The 14,691-nt window shown below is 65.0% G+C and carries 15 protein-coding genes, 1 pseudogene and 1 riboswitch; of the genes and pseudogenes, 9 read left to right on the top strand and 7 right to left on the bottom strand.

What is annotated here, in order from left to right; translation table 11 throughout:
• The first annotated feature begins 8 nt into the window (after window positions 1-8).
• The 9 genes from E4S58_RS16835 (at window position 9) to E4S58_RS16795 (ending at window position 7,564) form a co-directional block, all read left to right on the top strand.
• On the top strand, window positions 9-659 hold the full coding sequence (locus E4S58_RS16835) for an RraA family protein (RefSeq protein ID WP_205965413.1): 651 nt from the start codon (window positions 9-11) through the stop codon (window positions 657-659).
• A gap of 11 nt (window positions 660-670) precedes the next feature.
• Window positions 671-1,591 (top strand): sugar kinase, encoded by a 921-nt coding sequence (locus E4S58_RS16830; protein ID WP_136637634.1) that lies wholly within the window; start codon window positions 671-673, stop codon window positions 1,589-1,591.
• The gene (locus tag E4S58_RS16825) at window positions 1,588-2,292 is read left to right on the top strand and encodes an SDR family NAD(P)-dependent oxidoreductase (RefSeq protein WP_136637633.1); all 705 of its coding nucleotides are present in this window, start codon (window positions 1,588-1,590) and stop codon (window positions 2,290-2,292) included. The genes E4S58_RS16830 and E4S58_RS16825 overlap by 4 nt, the downstream gene beginning before the upstream one ends.
• An 11-nt stretch (window positions 2,293-2,303) precedes the next feature.
• Complete coding sequence (locus E4S58_RS16820) at window positions 2,304-2,831, top strand: 2,4'-dihydroxyacetophenone dioxygenase family protein (RefSeq protein WP_136637632.1); 528 nt, start codon at window positions 2,304-2,306, stop codon at window positions 2,829-2,831.
• Window positions 2,832-2,945: 114 nt separating this feature from the next.
• Window positions 2,946-3,141: riboswitch (cobalamin riboswitch) on the top strand.
• 91 nt (window positions 3,142-3,232) lie between these two features.
• Complete coding sequence (nrdH, locus tag E4S58_RS16815) at window positions 3,233-3,454, top strand: glutaredoxin-like protein NrdH (RefSeq protein WP_136637631.1); 222 nt, start codon at window positions 3,233-3,235, stop codon at window positions 3,452-3,454.
• A 5-nt stretch (window positions 3,455-3,459) separates the two neighbouring features.
• Entirely contained in the window at window positions 3,460-3,876 is a 417-nt protein-coding gene (gene nrdI, locus E4S58_RS16810) for a class Ib ribonucleoside-diphosphate reductase assembly flavoprotein NrdI (protein WP_136637630.1), read from the top strand.
• On the top strand, window positions 3,858-5,990 hold the full coding sequence (nrdE, locus tag E4S58_RS16805; RefSeq protein WP_136637629.1) for a class 1b ribonucleoside-diphosphate reductase subunit alpha: 2,133 nt from the start codon (window positions 3,858-3,860) through the stop codon (window positions 5,988-5,990). Before nrdI ends, nrdE begins: the two co-directional genes overlap by 19 nt.
• An 84-nt stretch (window positions 5,991-6,074) precedes the next feature.
• Window positions 6,075-7,052: a class 1b ribonucleoside-diphosphate reductase subunit beta gene (gene nrdF / locus E4S58_RS16800; protein ID WP_136637628.1), complete on the top strand. Its 978-nt coding sequence runs from the start codon at window positions 6,075-6,077 to the stop codon at window positions 7,050-7,052.
• A gap of 146 nt (window positions 7,053-7,198) precedes the next feature.
• Window positions 7,199-7,564 carry a PRC-barrel domain-containing protein gene (locus tag E4S58_RS16795; protein WP_240789595.1) on the top strand — a complete coding sequence of 122 codons (366 nt, stop codon included), beginning with the start codon at window positions 7,199-7,201 and terminating at the stop codon, window positions 7,562-7,564.
• Between the two features lie 98 nt (window positions 7,565-7,662).
• Here the strand turns inward: E4S58_RS16795 and E4S58_RS16790 are convergent, their stop codons facing one another.
• From E4S58_RS16790 to E4S58_RS16760, 7 genes and pseudogenes are all read right to left on the bottom strand, one after another.
• On the bottom strand, window positions 7,663-8,952 hold the full coding sequence (locus E4S58_RS16790) for a TRAP transporter large permease (protein WP_136637627.1): 1,290 nt from the start codon (window positions 8,950-8,952) through the stop codon (window positions 7,663-7,665).
• A gap of 3 nt (window positions 8,953-8,955) precedes the next feature.
• A complete protein-coding gene (locus E4S58_RS16785; protein WP_169052713.1) occupies window positions 8,956-9,513 on the bottom strand; it encodes a TRAP transporter small permease in 558 nt (185 codons plus the stop codon).
• A 10-nt stretch (window positions 9,514-9,523) separates the two neighbouring features.
• Window positions 9,524-10,537 carry a TRAP transporter substrate-binding protein DctP gene (gene dctP, locus E4S58_RS16780; protein WP_240789594.1) on the bottom strand — a complete coding sequence of 338 codons (1,014 nt, stop codon included), beginning with the start codon at window positions 10,535-10,537 and terminating at the stop codon, window positions 9,524-9,526.
• A gap of 222 nt (window positions 10,538-10,759) precedes the next feature.
• Entirely contained in the window at window positions 10,760-11,992 is a 1,233-nt protein-coding gene (locus E4S58_RS16775; RefSeq protein WP_136637626.1) for a M24 family metallopeptidase, read from the bottom strand.
• A 92-nt stretch (window positions 11,993-12,084) separates the two neighbouring features.
• Window positions 12,085-13,242: a plasmid replication protein RepC gene (gene repC / locus E4S58_RS16770; protein ID WP_136637625.1), complete on the bottom strand. Its 1,158-nt coding sequence runs from the start codon at window positions 13,240-13,242 to the stop codon at window positions 12,085-12,087.
• Window positions 13,243-13,430: 188 nt separating this feature from the next.
• Window positions 13,431-14,390: a plasmid partitioning protein RepB gene (gene repB / locus E4S58_RS16765; RefSeq protein WP_136637624.1), complete on the bottom strand. Its 960-nt coding sequence runs from the start codon at window positions 14,388-14,390 to the stop codon at window positions 13,431-13,433.
• A 1-nt stretch (window position 14,391) separates the two neighbouring features.
• Window positions 14,392-14,691: pseudogene (locus E4S58_RS16760) on the bottom strand (plasmid partitioning protein RepA); the annotation flags it as partial.

Here is a 14,691-nt window from a genome sequence, read left to right as displayed (position 1 = left end):
ACATGACCATGACACTTGAAGACCTGATCGCCGGATTCCGTGGAACCGCCATCGCCTCGGTCGCCGATGCGGTGGACAAGGTGGCGGGCAAGCCCGGCTTCCTCAACCACCAGATCCGCCCCCGGATCAACGAGACCAAGATCGTCGGCCCTGCCGTCACCGTGCTGGAAGGCCCGACGGACGAAGCCCTTCCGCCGCAGCACGCGCTTGACGTGATCGACGCATCCGATCCCGGGTCGGTCATCGTGATCTCGACCAACCAGAGCATCGATGTCGCCGTCTGGGGCGGCCTGATGACCGCCGGGGCCGTCGCCAACAAGCACGAGGCTGCCGTGCTGGACGCCGGTGTCCGCGACATCGTCGAAATCCGCCGCGACTATGACTTCCCGGTCTATTCCCGCACCGTCTGCCCCGGCACCACCGTCGGCCATGCCAAGACGCTGGCCGCGAATGTCGAGGTCGACATGGGTGGCGTGATCGTGCACCCCGGTGACCTGATCGTCGGCGACATCGACGGGGTGGTCTGCGTGCCGATCGCCCATGCCGAAGAGGTGCTGAAGATGGCGATCGAGATCGACGAACGCGAAGCCGAACAGGCCAAGCTGATCATCGACAGCGGATCGCTGAAGGAAGGTCTGGCAAAGTACGGCCGGATCTGAGGGCGCCCGCGATGTCTGCCAAGATCCTCTGCCTGGGCGAACCGATGCTGGAGTTCAACCAGCAGCCCGACGGGCGGTACCTGCCCGGCCACGGCGGCGACACGTCGAACTGCGCCATCGCTGCTGCCCGGCAGGGCGCCAGCGTCGGCTATGTCACCCATATCGGCGCCGATGCCTTCGGCGACAGCTTCATGGCGCTTTGGGCTGACGAAGGCATCGACACATCGACCGTGCGACAGGTGACCGACGCGCACACCGGGGTCTACTTTGTCACCCACGGCGCGGATGGCCACCAGTTCAGCTATTTCCGCGCCGGGTCCGCCAGCAGCCGCATGGGGCCCGACGACCTGCCCCGCGTCGCGTTGCAGCAGGCCGGGGTGCTGCATGTCTCGGGCATCAGCCAGGCGATTTCCGACCGCGCGGCGGACGCGGTCTTTGACGCGATCGCCGTCGTTCGGGCGGCGGGCGGCCGGGTGTCTTACGACACCAACCTGCGGCTCAAGCTTTGGCCGCTGGACCGGGCGCGGGCGGTGATCCACGCGGCCATGGCCCAGTGCGACATCGCCCTGCCGGGATACGAGGATGCGCAGCAGCTGACCGGCCTGGACGATCCCGACGCCATCGCGGATTTCTACCTGCACCTCGGGGCCGGGATCGTCGCGCTGACCCTCGGGGCCGAGGGCACGCTGGTCGCCACGCCCGACGATCGCCGCCGCATCCGGGGGCGCCAGGTGACGGCGGTGGATGCCACCGCTGCGGGCGACACCTTTGACGGGGCTTTCCTGGCGCGGCTTGTGGACGGGGACGATCCCTTTGCCGCCGCACGCTATGCCAACGCCGCCGCCGCCCTGTCGACGCAGGGCTACGGGGCCGTCGCCCCGATGCCGCGTCGCGCGGCGGTCGAGGATTTTCTAAGCAAGGACACCGCATGAATCACGCAGTCATCATCGGCGGCACACGCGGCATCGGGGCGGGCATCGCGGCCACCCTACAGCGCGACGGCTGGCGGGTCACCGCCACCGGAGTCAGCGAAGACGAGGTCGCCGCCTTCCGCGCCACCCGGCCCGAGGTCGCCACCGCCGTGCTGGACGTGACCGACACCGCGCAGGTGGGCGCCTTTTTCGACGGGCTCGACAGCCTGCAGGGTCTGGTCAACTGCGCGGGCATCCTGATGCGCGGGCGCGAATACGAGATCGAGGTCTTCGAGAAGGTCATCGACGTCAACCTGACCGGAACCATGCGCACCTGCCTTGCGGCGCACGACCTTCTGGCCGCGGGCGGCGGGGCGATCGTCAACACGGCCTCGATGCTCAGCTTCTTTGGCGGGCCGCTGGTGCCGGGCTATTCGGCCTCAAAGGGCGGGGTGGCACAGCTGACCAAGGCGCTCTCGGGCAAGTGGGCGGCGGACGGCATCCGCGTCAACGCCATCGCGCCCGGCTGGATCGCGACCGAGATGACGCAGGCCCTGCGCGAGGATCCCGCCCGCAACGACCCGATCGTCACCCGCACGCCGCTGGCCAGGTGGGGCGAGCCGACCGAGGTTGGCGAACTTGCCGCCTGGCTGCTGTCGGACCGCGCGTCCTTCGTCACCGGCAGCGTCTATCCCGTGGATGGCGGCTATGCCGCAATGTGAAAGGAACCCCCATGCCCGTTGAAACCGCCGACGCCGACGCGCGCACCCCCTACCAGCTGCCCTTTCCCAAGGACGCACAGGAAGAGATCGTCATCCCCAAGGCGATCCCCGAGGACGAACGGATCTGGGTGCCCCAGGCCGAAAACGTCGCCTTCCGCCCGCTGTGCCTGAACCGCAGCCAGGGTTACTGGATGAACCTGCTGCGCGTGCGCAAATCGGGCGTGCTGTCGCGCCACCGGCATCCGCAGGCGGTGCATGGCTATGTCATCAAGGGGCGCTGGCATTACCTGGAACACGACTGGATGGCCGAAGAGGGCGGCTATGTCTTCGAGGCGCCGGGCGAGACGCATACCCTTGTCGTGCCCGAGGACGTGGACGAGATGATCACCATGTTCCAGGTCAACGGCGTGATGCTCTATGTCGATCCCTGGGGCAAGACCATGGGGTTCGAAGACGTCTTCACCAAGATCGACATGTGCCGCGCGCATTACGAAAAGGTCGGCCTGGGGGCGGATTTCGTCGACCAGTTCATCCGCTGACCCCACGGGCCAAGGGCCACGCCGCACCCGCCGCAGGTGTGGCCCGATCCGTGCAATCCCGACTTATCCACGGAAAACCTGTGGCGATATATTGACAGCCCAAGGCCACCAACCCCAATATGCAGTTGCTTTGGTGCTCGCGAGGTGACTCGTGCGCTAAGAGGGAAGTCGGTGTAAATCCGGCACTGCCCCCGCAACTGTAAGCGGCAAGTTCCGGTCCGGATCCACTGGTGTCACAGGCACACCGGGAAGGCGGATCGACAACGTCCGAGCCGCAAGTCAGGAGACCTGCCAAGGCATGAACGACGACCGCGGCGGAGGGCCCGGACGCGCGGACAGGCCTTCCGGCCGGTCTTCGTGTCCCCTTCGCCCAGAGGCAAAAAATTGGCAAAGGGACCACCATGAGCATCACCGTCTATTCCAAGCCCGCCTGCGTGCAGTGCACCGCGACCACCCGCGCCCTGACCGCGCGTGGCATCGACTATGACATCATCGACCTGACCGAAGATGCCGCCGCCATGGAACTGGTCACCGGCCTGGGCTACCGCCAGGCGCCCGTCGTCGTGGCCGGCGACGATCACTGGGCCGGGTTCCGCCCCGACATGATCAGCCGCCTGAGCTGATCGGGATGGGCGGCCTTGCCTATTTCTCAAGCGGGTCGGGCAATACCGCGCGCTTCGTGGACCGGCTGGGCCTTCCCTCTGTCAGGCTGCCGCTGCGCGGCGATGCCGAACCGCCCCGGATGACCGCGCCCTTCGTGCTGATCTGCCCGACATATGCGGATGGCCAAGGGCGGGGCGCTGTGGCAAAGCCCGTGATCCGATTCCTGAATGTCGAGGCGAACCGCCGCCTGCTGCGCGGCGTGATCGCCGCCGGCAACCGCAACTTCGGGGAAACCTTCGCGATGGCCGGCCAGGTCGTCGCGCGCAAATGCAACGTGCCCGTGCTGTATCGTTTCGAACTGGCCGGGACCGACACCGATATCGCCCGCGTCCGCGACGGGCTGACCAAATTCTGGGGGACAGAATGCTTGACGCCAGCCTGACGCAGGGCCTCGACTATCACGCGCTGAACGCGATGCTGAACCTCTATGACGAGGACGGCAACATCCAGTTCGAAGCCGACCGGATGGCCGCGCGGCAGTACTTCCTGCAGCACGTCAACCAGAACACGGTCTTCTTCCATTCGCTCGAGGAAAAGCTCGGCTATCTGGTCGACGAGGGCTATTACGAAGCTGCGGTGCTTGAGCAGTATTCCAAGGACTACCTGCGCAAGATCTGGGACGCGGCCTTTGCCAGGAAATTCCGCTTTCCGACCTTCCTGGGCGCGTTCAAGTACTACACCTCGTACACGCTGAAGACCCGCGACGGGAAACGCTACCTTGAACGCTATGAAGACCGCGTGGTGATGAACGCGCTGGCGCTGGCGCGGGGTGATGAAACCCTGGCGATGCAGCTGATGGAGGAGATCCTGTCGGGCCGCTTCCAGCCCGCCACGCCGACCTTCCTGAACGCGGGCAAGACCGCGCGGGGTGAATTCGTGTCCTGCTTCCTGCTGCGACTGGAAGACAACATGGAGAGCATCGGGCGCGGCATCAATTCGGCCCTGCAACTCAGCAAGCGGGGCGGCGGCGTGGCCCTGATGCTGACCAACATCCGCGAACACGGCGCCCCCATCAAGGGGATCGAGAACCAGTCGTCCGGCGTGATCCCGGTGATGAAGCTGCTGGAAGACAGCTTTTCCTATGCCAACCAGCTGGGCGCACGTCAGGGCGCCGGCGCGGTCTATCTGAACGCGCATCACCCCGACATCCTGCGGTTCCTCGACACCAAGCGCGAGAACGCGGACGAGAAGATCCGCATCAAGACACTGAGCCTCGGCGTGGTGATCCCCGACGTGACCTTCGAGCTGGCGAAGAAGAACGAGGACATGTACCTCTTTTCGCCGCATGACGTGGAAAAGGTCTATGGCTGCGCCTTCTCGGAAATCTCGGTCACCGAGAAATACGCCGAGATGGTCGACAACCCCAAGATCCGCAAGACCAAGATCAACGCCCGTGCGTTCTTCCAGACGCTGGCCGAGATCCAGTTTGAATCAGGCTATCCCTACATCATGTTCGAAGACACGGTGAACAAGGCGAACCCGATCGCGGGCCGCATCACCATGTCGAACCTGTGTTCCGAAATCCTGCAGGTGAACGAGGCGTCCGAATTCAACGACGACCTGTCCTATGCGCAGATGGGCACCGACATTTCGTGCAACCTCGGGTCGATGAACATCGCCCGGGCGATGGACGGCGGCGATCTGGGCGCCTCGGTCGCGACAGCGATCCGCGCGCTGAATGCCGTGTCCGAGATGTCGGCGATCGACTCGGTCCCGTCGATCCGCAAGGGCAACGACGAAAGCCATGCGATCGGCCTGGGCCAGATGAACCTGCATGGCTTCCTGGCACGCGAACGCATCCACTATGGCAGCCCCGAGGGGGTCGAGTTCACCAGCGTCTATTTCGCCGCCGTCCTGTTCCACGCGCTGACGGCCTCGTGCAGGCTGGCGCGGGAAAAGGGGCAGACCTTCAAGGGGTTCGAAAGCTCGACCTATGCCTCGGGCGCGTTTTTCGACAAGTACACCAGCCGCAGCTGGCGCCCCGAACTGGGTGAGGTGAAGGCGCTGTTCAAACGGTTCGGCATCGACCTGCCGACCAAGAAGGACTGGGCCGCGCTGAAGGCCGACGTGATGGAACACGGGCTTTACAACCGCAACCTTCAGGCGGTGCCGCCGACCGGGTCGATCAGCTATATCAACTATGCGACCTCCTCGATCCACCCGATCACGGCGAAGATCGAGATCCGCAAGGAAGGCAAGATCGGCCGGGTCTACTATCCCGCGCCCTACATGACCGGCGAGAACCTGGAATTCTACCGCGACGCCTATGACATCGGGCCCGAGGCGATCATCGACACCTATGCGGCGGCCACCGAACATGTCGACCAGGGCCTGTCGCTGACGCTGTTCTTCCCGGCCGAGGCCTCGACCCGCGATATCAACCGGGCGCAGATCTATGCCTGGAAGAAGGGGATCAAGACGATCTACTACATCCGCCTGCGCCAGGCCGCGCTGGAAGGCACCGAAGTCGAAGGCTGCGTGTCCTGCACGCTGTGACGTGACGGTGCGTGCAAGCACGCACCCTACACCAACCCGTAGGGTGCGTGTTCACACGCACCGCTCACCCGAAGGACCGATACGATGAAAGATACCCCCTTCACCCGGCCCGTCCCCCGCGCCATCAACTGGAACCGGCTGCAGGACGACAAGGACCTTGAGATCTGGAACCGTCTGACGGCCAACTTCTGGCTGCCGGAAAAGGTGCCGCTGTCCAACGACATCCAAAGCTGGTCGCAGCTGACCGAGGCCGAACAGACCCTGACCATCCGCGTCTTCACCGGCCTGACCCTGCTGGACACGATCCAGAACACCGTCGGCGCCCCTGCCCTTATGCCCGACGCGGTGACGCCGCATGAAGAGGCCGTGCTGACCAACATCGCCTTCATGGAGGCGGTGCACGCGCGGTCCTATTCCTCGGTCTTCTCGACGCTGTGCCAGACCGCCCAGGTCGACGAGGCCTTCCGCTGGTCGGCCGAGAACGAGCATCTGCAAGCCAAGTCGCGGCTGATCCTGGATGAGTACGATGCCACGTCGAACCCGCTGCGCAAGAAGATCGCCAGCGTCTTCCTGGAAAGCTTCCTGTTCTATTCCGGCTTCTACCTGCCGATGCACTGGTCGTCGCGCGCGCGCCTGACCAACACCGCCGACCTGATCCGGCTGATCATCCGGGACGAGGCGATCCACGGCTATTACATCGGTTACAAGTTCCAGCGCGCGCTTGAACGCCTGCCCGAGGCCGAGCGGACCGAGCTGAAGGATTTCGCCTTTGCGCTGATCTTCGACCTCTACGACATCGAGGCGCGGTATACCGAGCAGCTTTATGATCCGCTTGGCCTGACCGAGGACGTGAAGGCCTTCCTGCACTACAACGCCAACAAGGCGCTGCAGAACCTCGGGTTTGAATCGCTCTTCCCCGAGGAAGCCTGCCGGGTGAACCCCGCGATCATGGCCGCGCTGTCGCCCGGATCGGACGAGAACCACGACTTCTTCTCGGGCTCGGGGTCGAGCTACGTGATCGGCAAGACCGTCGCGACCGAAGACGACGACTGGGATTTCTGATCCCCCGGGGGGGCGACCTCGCCCCCCTCCCCTCCCCTGCCCGTCCGGGACCGGCAGATTTGCGCCGCAGGGTGCCGCGCCAGCGGAACAGCGGACGTGGGCGCGGCGTTTCCTTCAGGTAGTGCGATAACCCTGAGGAGAGGGCCATGACTGCGACCATGACTGCATCAAGCAAGACCAACCTGATTTCGTCGTCCCGCGTCGAAGGGTCCGATGTCTACGGCGTCGACGGCGCCCACATCGGCCATATCGACCACCTGATGATCGACAAGCCGTCCGGCAACGTCGCCTATGCCGTGATGGGCTTTGGCGGCTTCCTGGGGCTGGGGGAAGACCATCACCCGATCCCCTGGCAGAAGCTGCGGTATGACACCCAAAAGGACGGCTATGTCACCGACATCACCGAAGCCGACGTCAAGGGTGCGCCCAAGCGGACCGAGACGTGGGCGTCGGATCGCAACTGGGAAGAACGCACCCACCAGTATTACGGCGTGCCGACCTACTGGATCTGAGATCTGAAATTGCAGGGGCCCCGGTCATGCGCCGGGGCCTTTTGCGTGCGGTCGGGGGATACCCCCCTGCCCTGCCCCGCCGGTCCCGTGGGGTCCACTTAGAACAGCAGGTCCGGCAAAAACAGCGCGATGCCCGGAAAGGCCGCCAGCACCGCGATGGCCAGCAGGTGGATGACCCAGTAGGGCACCGTCGCGCGCGCCACCCGGCCCAGGCTGACCTCGTTGTTGGTGAGGCTGGCCAGCACCGAGAGGTTCAGGCCGACGGGCGGCGTGACCTGCCCGATCTCGATCACGATGGTGATCATGACGCCGATCCAGATCGGGTCATAGCCCAGCCCGACCAGCAGCGGAAAGACCACCGGCAGGGTCATGATCATCAGCGACAGCCCGTCGAAGAAACAGCCCATCACCAGGTAGATCAGCACCACCAGCAGCAGGATCGTATAGCGGTTCAGCCCGCTGTCGGCGACGACGTTCAGCACCTGCTGCGCCACGCCCAGGATGCTGACCGACTGCGCCAGGATCGTCGCGCCCATGACCACGAACCCGATCGAGGCGAAGAGCAGCGTGGCGTGGAAGATCGCCGCGCACAGCGACGCCAGGGTCAGATCGCCCCAGATGAAGGAAATCACCGTGGCGATGACCACGCCCAGGGCGGCGGCTTCGGTCGGGGTGGCGATGCCGCCGATGATCGACCCGATAACGGCAACGATCAGCAGCAGCAGCGGCCAGACCTGCCCCATGCCGCGCAGGATCGCGATCAGCGGCACGTGGACGTCTTCGCGCGGGGCGACATGCGGGTGCCGCAGCGCCTTGATCATGATGTAGACCATGAAGGCCGCGCCGATCAGCAGACCCGGGATGATCCCCGCGATGAAGAGCCGCCCGATCGAGGTTTCGGTCAGCGCCCCGAAGATCAGGAACGACAGGCTGGGCGGGATCAGCAGGCCAAGCGTGCCGCCCCCCGCAAGAGAGCCGACGATCACGTCACGGTCATAGCCGCGGCGCGTCATCTCGGGGTAGGCGACCGACCCGACGGCGGCGGCGGTCGACAGGCTTGATCCGCTGACCGCGCCGAAGATCGTGCAGACCGCGATATTGGTGTGGAGCAGCCCGCCCGGCACCTTGCTGAAGACCGGCGCGAAGGCTGCGTAGGCGCGGTTGCTGACCCCGCTGCGCAGCAGGATCTCGCCCAGCAGGATGAACAGCGGCACCGCGCTGAGCGTGAAGGAATTGAACACGTTCCAGATCGCGTCCACGGCCAGCCCGGTGGCGCCGTTGGAGAAGACCTGCAACAGCACGAGCCCGGTCAGCCCAAGCGCCGCGCCAAGCGCCACGCCCGTGGCGGCCGAGGTCACCAGGATGCCGATCAAAGTGGTCCAGAACATCGATCAGCTGTCCCTGTCGTTCGGGTCGGAGGGGGTGGGCGCGATGGTCGTGCCCTCTTCGGGGGCGCTGTGGTGTTCACGGTCCAGCAGGCCGGTCAGACGGCCGGCAAAGATCACCCAGGTCAGGCCCACGGACAGGGGCAGCGCCGCCATCCAGGGATACAGCAGCAGCCGCGCCGTTTCGGTCTTGAGGTTGCGCTTCCACGCGAATTCAAGCCAAGGCAGCGCCTTGAGGAAGATCCAGCCGAAGAAGACGATCCCGACCAGCATCGCCGCGACATGGACCAAGCGACCAAAGCGCGGGTCCAGCGCAGTCGCCACGATCGACACGCGCACGTGCTGCGCCCGGATCGTGACCAACGGCAGGCCCAGGAACAGCATCGCCGTCAGCAGCAGGCCGACCACGTCTTCGGTGATGTGCAGCGGCGTCCCGGCAAAGCGGCGCAGGATCACGCTGGTTGTCACCAGCCCGACGATGGCCACCATGCAGGCCGAGGCGCAGAGCGCCAGCGCAAGGGCCAGGTGATCCAGCCCCTGCGCAAAGGTGTGACGGATCCGCATGACCCGGGTCTTAGCGGCCCAGGGCCTTCAGCATGCGGGCGCGATAGTCCAGCGCCTCGCCACCGGCTTCTTCCGCCAGCATGGCCCAGGTTTCGGACACGGCCGCGACGAACTGTTCGCGGTCGGCCTGCGGGAAGTCCTCGCCCCAGGTGATGCCCTGTTCGACCAGCTTCTCACGCGCGGCCAGTTCGTTCTCGAGGTCGGCGTCATACTGGTTGGTGCGTTCCCACAGCGCATCCGCCGCCGCGGTGATCGCATCGCGGATCTCGGGGTCGGTGTTTTCCCAACGGTCGTCCTGCACGGCGATCGTGTAGGGCGCCGAGGCCATGGGGTAGAGGAACGACGCGTATTTCGTCACCTCCTGCAGGGAAATGGTGTGGGCATAAAGCGCCGGGTACAGCGCGCAGTCGACCACGCCGGTGCGAAGGGCGACATAGACTTCTTCCTGCGGGACGATCTGTGCCGCGACGCCCAGCTTGGTGAAGGTCTCAACCTGTTCGCGGGCCCAGACGCGCAGCTTCACGTCGCGCAGGTCTTCCAGCGTGTTGATCGGCTTGTCGCGGCAGAAGACCGACACCGACAGGGTGGGGATTGCCACGAACCCGACGGTGGTAATGTCCCAGTCGTTGTAGGCTTCGGTGTAGATCTCTTGCGCGACGGGCAGCACGGCCTTGAGCTCGTCCACGGTGCTGATCGCGCCCTGCACGAAGACCGAGCCGAGTTCCGGCGCGTCACGGCCCAGATAGTTCGACCACATCAGGCTCATCTCGACCGCGCCGGTCGGGACCACACGCAGCAGGTCGGTGTTGGGCAGGCCAAGCGACCCGCCGTGATACATCTGGATCGAGAAATCCTTGTCGGCCAGCGCGGTGTTCACGTCTTCGGCGAACTGGTCCAGCTGCGCGGACTCGGGGCGGGTCTCGGGCAGGAAGTTGTTGAAGCGCCATTCCTCGGCCAGGGCAGGACCTGCAAACAGGGCGCCGGCCACGAGGGTCAGGGCAGTTTTGTTCAGAAGTGTTTTCAAGGTCTTGTCTCCTATTGAGCCAGAGGCATGAGGCCATCCGCGCATATGTCGGCACCCTTATTTTGCTTTGCCCTCGTGCGGTCAAGCCGTCGAAGGCCCCTGCTGTGTACCACTTGGGCGCACATTCGAATATGCACAAATACGGACGTGGGATGTGGGACTGACGCGCCGAAATTCCCTTAATTGCCTGATTTTCAATGATAATTATGGGTATTCAGGTCGTTAACAGGCAACAAGGTCATGTGTCAGCCGGTTCATCGACACCGGACCGTTGTCGGTGATCTCGACCTGGTCCTCGATGATCATGCCGCCCACGCCGGTCACGTAGATCGGCGTCTCGAAGGCCAGGACCATGCCGCTTTCGATCCGCGTGTCGGCATCGGCCGAGATGAAGGGCCATTCCTCGGACCCCGGTCCCGTGCCCAGGCTGTGCCCGAAATGCCCCCGGCTGTAGCCCCCAAGCCCCCTGCCCCGGATCGCCGACTGGGTGGCGCGGTGCACCTCGGACAGGGGCGTGCCGGGGTGCAGCAGGTCGAACCCTGCGCGGAACCCGGTCATGAGCGCCGCGTGCATCTCGGCCTGAAGGCGGCGCGGCTGACCCACGACGAACGTGCGCCCGCTGTCCGAGGTATAGCCGCGCATCAGGCAGCCGACATCGACTTTGACCAGATCACCCGGCGCGGCGATCGCATCCCCGCCCCAGGGATCCGCCCCGACCGAGATGTATTCCCACTGCCCCGTCATCGGCCGCCCTGCCCCGGCCTTCGCCACGGTGGCGGACCAGACGGCCGCAAGATCGCTGCGGGCCACGCCGACCGAAATGGCGTCGCGCACGGCACTGATCCCGACCTCCGCGACCTCGACCGCGCTGCGCAACAGGGCGATCTCCTCGGGCGATTTCATCGCGCGCAGCTGCCGCGCGACATGGGTGCCGTCGGTCAGCGTGGTGGGCGCGAGGGCGGCGGTCAGGGCGTCGATCCCATTGGCGGCGACGGCTGACAATTCGACCCCGACCCGCCCCGCGCGCAACCCCTTCTCGGCCAGCGCATCGCGCAGGTGGCCATAGGTGATCGCGGGATCGAAGGTTTCGGGTCTGCGGTTGCCGACCGGCCTGCGGGGTCCGTCCCACAGATCGCCAAGCACCGACAGGTCACCATCGAGGTCCGGTGCCTCGATCGTCATCGCCTCGACCCAGATGGGGCTTTCGCGGATATCCCGGATATGGCTGTCGCGCCGCAGGTTGGCGGCGAAGAGATCGCTGATGACGACGGTTTCGGGCTGGTCCGGATCGGCCGGAACCAGGACGGCCACCGCCCCTTCACGCCGCCACATGGTGGCGACCCCGGGCGCGGCCCCGGTGGCATGGGCGAAGCCTTCGGCCGACAGGATCAAAAGCGCATCCATCCCTTCGGCCTGCATCATGCGCTGCGCTGCCTTGCGGTTCAGATGGGCCATGTCACGTCGTCCTTTATCCCGGTGGCGGCTTTTGGCGCCTGATTGCGCGGGCTGTCAACCAGTGGTGTGATCCACTGGTTCGGGGAAAATTGTCAGCTGACAATTTCTGCCGGTGGTCGGTTGGCGGACGGTCGAGGCATCCCGCCATTCGAAAAATTGTCAGCTGACAATTCCGGGCGTGCGACCTCGGTCGTCCTCAGCAATCGCGCATAGTCCAGCTGTCCAAGACGCGCCGTCTGGGTCAGGCGCCGCAGGTAGCCGCCCGGGTTTCTCAGCGTCTCGAACCGTTCCAACAGGCAGAAGATGGCCAGAGGGGCAAGCCGTGGCCCCATGGCAGCGCTGGCCTCGTCATAGACCTGCATGTCGATCCCCATCATCGGCACCAGCTGACGGGCATGGGCGGTGACCTCGTGCCAGTTGCGGGCCATATCGGGGAACAACAGGTGATACTGCCGGAAGGGCATCAGCTGATCAGGCATCTCCTGGGTCTGCGCGTTGTCCACAGGCCGGGGTGTCTCAGAATCTTTATGTATCCCTTTATGTTGGTGCCGCTCATTTCCGGTGTCACTGCCGCCCGTTTCGGTGGTGTCGGCAAGGGTCTTCCGGGCGTTTTCCAGATCCTCGATCAGCTGCCGCAGATCGTCCACGTTGTCCTTGCGCCGCAGCATCAGCCGGGCGCGTCCGATCAGCGGGGACTGCGGGTTCGGTCCCTCGGGGTCGATGCCCTGCGCACTCATCGCCTGGAACAGATCCTGACGCGCGACAAGGGCGGCGCTGCGCAACACGGCATGTTCCTCGGCCCGGCGTTCGGCGGCGCGGGCAAGGGTGCCGATATCGCGGGCGATCATCGCCAGCGGAGCCATGTCGAATCCAAAGGCGCAGCCCAGACCGGACCCCAGCCTCCGGGCATAGCGTTTGCGGTTCGGGCTGTCGCACCGGCTGACAACACCGCAGGCGACCAGTGCGGCCAGATGTCGGCGCAGGGTGCTTTCAGGCATGCCGCCCAGACGCGCCGACAGCGTCGTGTTCGAGGCAAAGACAATCGCGCGACCGGGCAGGGCGGTGAGGGTCCGATCGGGCAGGAAAGTCAGCATCGCGCGCAGGACGGCGACGGACCGATGCGACAGCCCCAAATCGGGGGCGGCCAGCCTCAGGTCGTCGACCAGGGCCCACTTGTCGAAGGACATAGGTCCATTGTCGGGCGCAGCCGATACCGGCTGGCCCTGAAAACGGGTGGTTTGTGCGGTCATGAAAGTTCACGCAGGACGCAAAAAGTTGCCCCCTGTCCGGACGACAGAGTTGACGGAGTCGCGGAAGAAAGATATCCCGTAGGTGCTAACGACGAGAAAGGCCTTCCATATTGCTTGGGGGGCTTTTCTTATTTGGGGGTCCCTGTCTGTGCCTCCTTGGTCTGGTTGCGGGGATCTGGTTGCGGGTCTTAGTCCTGGTCCGTGGCCTGCGCGGATTGCCAGCGGGCAAACCATTCGTTCAGCAGATCATCGGCATTCTCTTCGATCCAGCGGTCGAACCCTTCGGTCCGGACCGCCAGATTGACGCCCTTGTCACTGGCGCTGAGCGTGGCCAGCGGCGTGCCGTCCGGCGTGGTGATCGAAGCCTTACGCGCGGGCACCTTCGGGGCAGGGGCCTTGGCGTCGGGTTGTTTTTCGGCGATGCGCAACACGGCGTCGAACCGGTCGTCGGTTCCCAGAACGGCGAATTCGGGCCGGTTCATGAAGGCCGTGGCCCGGTTCCGCGCGCCTTCGTTCTTGAATTTCTCCACCAGCGTCATCCAGCGGTCCCGCCCGACGGAAGGGGCGCGGCCGATCTGGCGTAGGAAGGCCAAGTCGAACGCCGTGCCGACCTTGAGCATTCGGCTGACCATCGGCATGTCCATCGCCAGCGCCGCCGCGATTGTCTGCCGGTCATAGCCCGCGGCATCCAGCTGCGCGGCAAAACTGGCCTTTTCGATAAAGCTCAGGTCGGTGCGTTCGGTGTTTTCCTGACCCTGCGCCATGACCAGCGCGTGATCGTCCAGCTGCCGCACCATGGCGCGCACCGGCATGCCCAGATCGCGCAGGGCGGCCAGCCGGCGGCGGCCATAGACGATTTCATACCGTCCCCGTGCCGTCGGATGCGGACGCAGCAGCACCGGGACCTGCTGACCATAGGCCTTCAGGCTTTCCTTCAGGCGCTTCTGTTCCTCGTTGTAGAACCCCAGCCGGTCTTCCATGCCGGCCATGTCGATCAGCGACGGATCGATGTCCTGCACCGCATTTTCCTGCAGTTTCGACAGGCTGCTTTGCAGGGCGCCCACGGCCGCCGCCGGGCCTTGCCGTCGCGGGGCAGGGGTGTCGGTTCTGGGCGTGATGTTCGGCGTCAGGATACCTTTGCGTGCCATCTTAGCGTCCCCATGCTGACTGGATCAGGGATTCAATCTCATCATTCACACCATTGAGTGAATCGACCGCGCGGTCATAGGTGTTGCGGTTGAACTGGCTGCGCTCGACCTCATAGATCGTCTGGTGCGTCAGGCCCGCGTCCGAAATCGCGGTGGATTTGAGCATGGCGTTCACCATGACCTCCCTGCCGAAGAGGTTGCGCAGGAAGGCGACCACCTGTTGCTGCGGGCCGTCGTTCGGCTCCATCCGGTTGATGAGGAACCGCAGGAAATCGTAATCCATCGTCGCCCCGGCGTTGTG

The sequence above is a fragment of the Pseudooceanicola onchidii genome (assembly GCF_004959925.1).
Lineage (GTDB): Bacteria > Pseudomonadota > Alphaproteobacteria > Rhodobacterales > Rhodobacteraceae > Pseudooceanicola > Pseudooceanicola onchidii.
This window is presented reverse-complemented; position numbering and strand designations above follow the sequence as displayed.

Coding starts and splice junctions, on each gene's coding strand:
- E4S58_RS16775 (WP_136637626.1), bottom strand. CDS start 11,992: ATGGCCCATCTGAACCGCAAGGCAGCGCAGCGCATGATGCAGGCCGAA.
- nrdF (WP_136637628.1), top strand. CDS start 6,075: ATGAAAGATACCCCCTTCACCCGGCCCGTCCCCCGCGCCATCAACTGG.
- E4S58_RS16825 (WP_136637633.1), top strand. CDS start 1,588: ATGAATCACGCAGTCATCATCGGCGGCACACGCGGCATCGGGGCGGGC.
- nrdI (WP_136637630.1), top strand. CDS start 3,460: ATGGGCGGCCTTGCCTATTTCTCAAGCGGGTCGGGCAATACCGCGCGC.
- repC (WP_136637625.1), bottom strand. CDS start 13,242: ATGACCGCACAAACCACCCGTTTTCAGGGCCAGCCGGTATCGGCTGCG.
- E4S58_RS16820 (WP_136637632.1), top strand. CDS start 2,304: ATGCCCGTTGAAACCGCCGACGCCGACGCGCGCACCCCCTACCAGCTG.
- E4S58_RS16830 (WP_136637634.1), top strand. CDS start 671: ATGTCTGCCAAGATCCTCTGCCTGGGCGAACCGATGCTGGAGTTCAAC.
- nrdE (WP_136637629.1), top strand. CDS start 3,858: ATGCTTGACGCCAGCCTGACGCAGGGCCTCGACTATCACGCGCTGAAC.
- E4S58_RS16785 (WP_169052713.1), bottom strand. CDS start 9,513: ATGCGGATCCGTCACACCTTTGCGCAGGGGCTGGATCACCTGGCCCTT.
- E4S58_RS16795 (WP_240789595.1), top strand. CDS start 7,199: ATGACTGCGACCATGACTGCATCAAGCAAGACCAACCTGATTTCGTCG.
- E4S58_RS16835 (WP_205965413.1), top strand. CDS start 9: ATGACACTTGAAGACCTGATCGCCGGATTCCGTGGAACCGCCATCGCC.
- E4S58_RS16790 (WP_136637627.1), bottom strand. CDS start 8,952: ATGTTCTGGACCACTTTGATCGGCATCCTGGTGACCTCGGCCGCCACG.
- repB (WP_136637624.1), bottom strand. CDS start 14,390: ATGGCACGCAAAGGTATCCTGACGCCGAACATCACGCCCAGAACCGAC.
- nrdH (WP_136637631.1), top strand. CDS start 3,233: ATGAGCATCACCGTCTATTCCAAGCCCGCCTGCGTGCAGTGCACCGCG.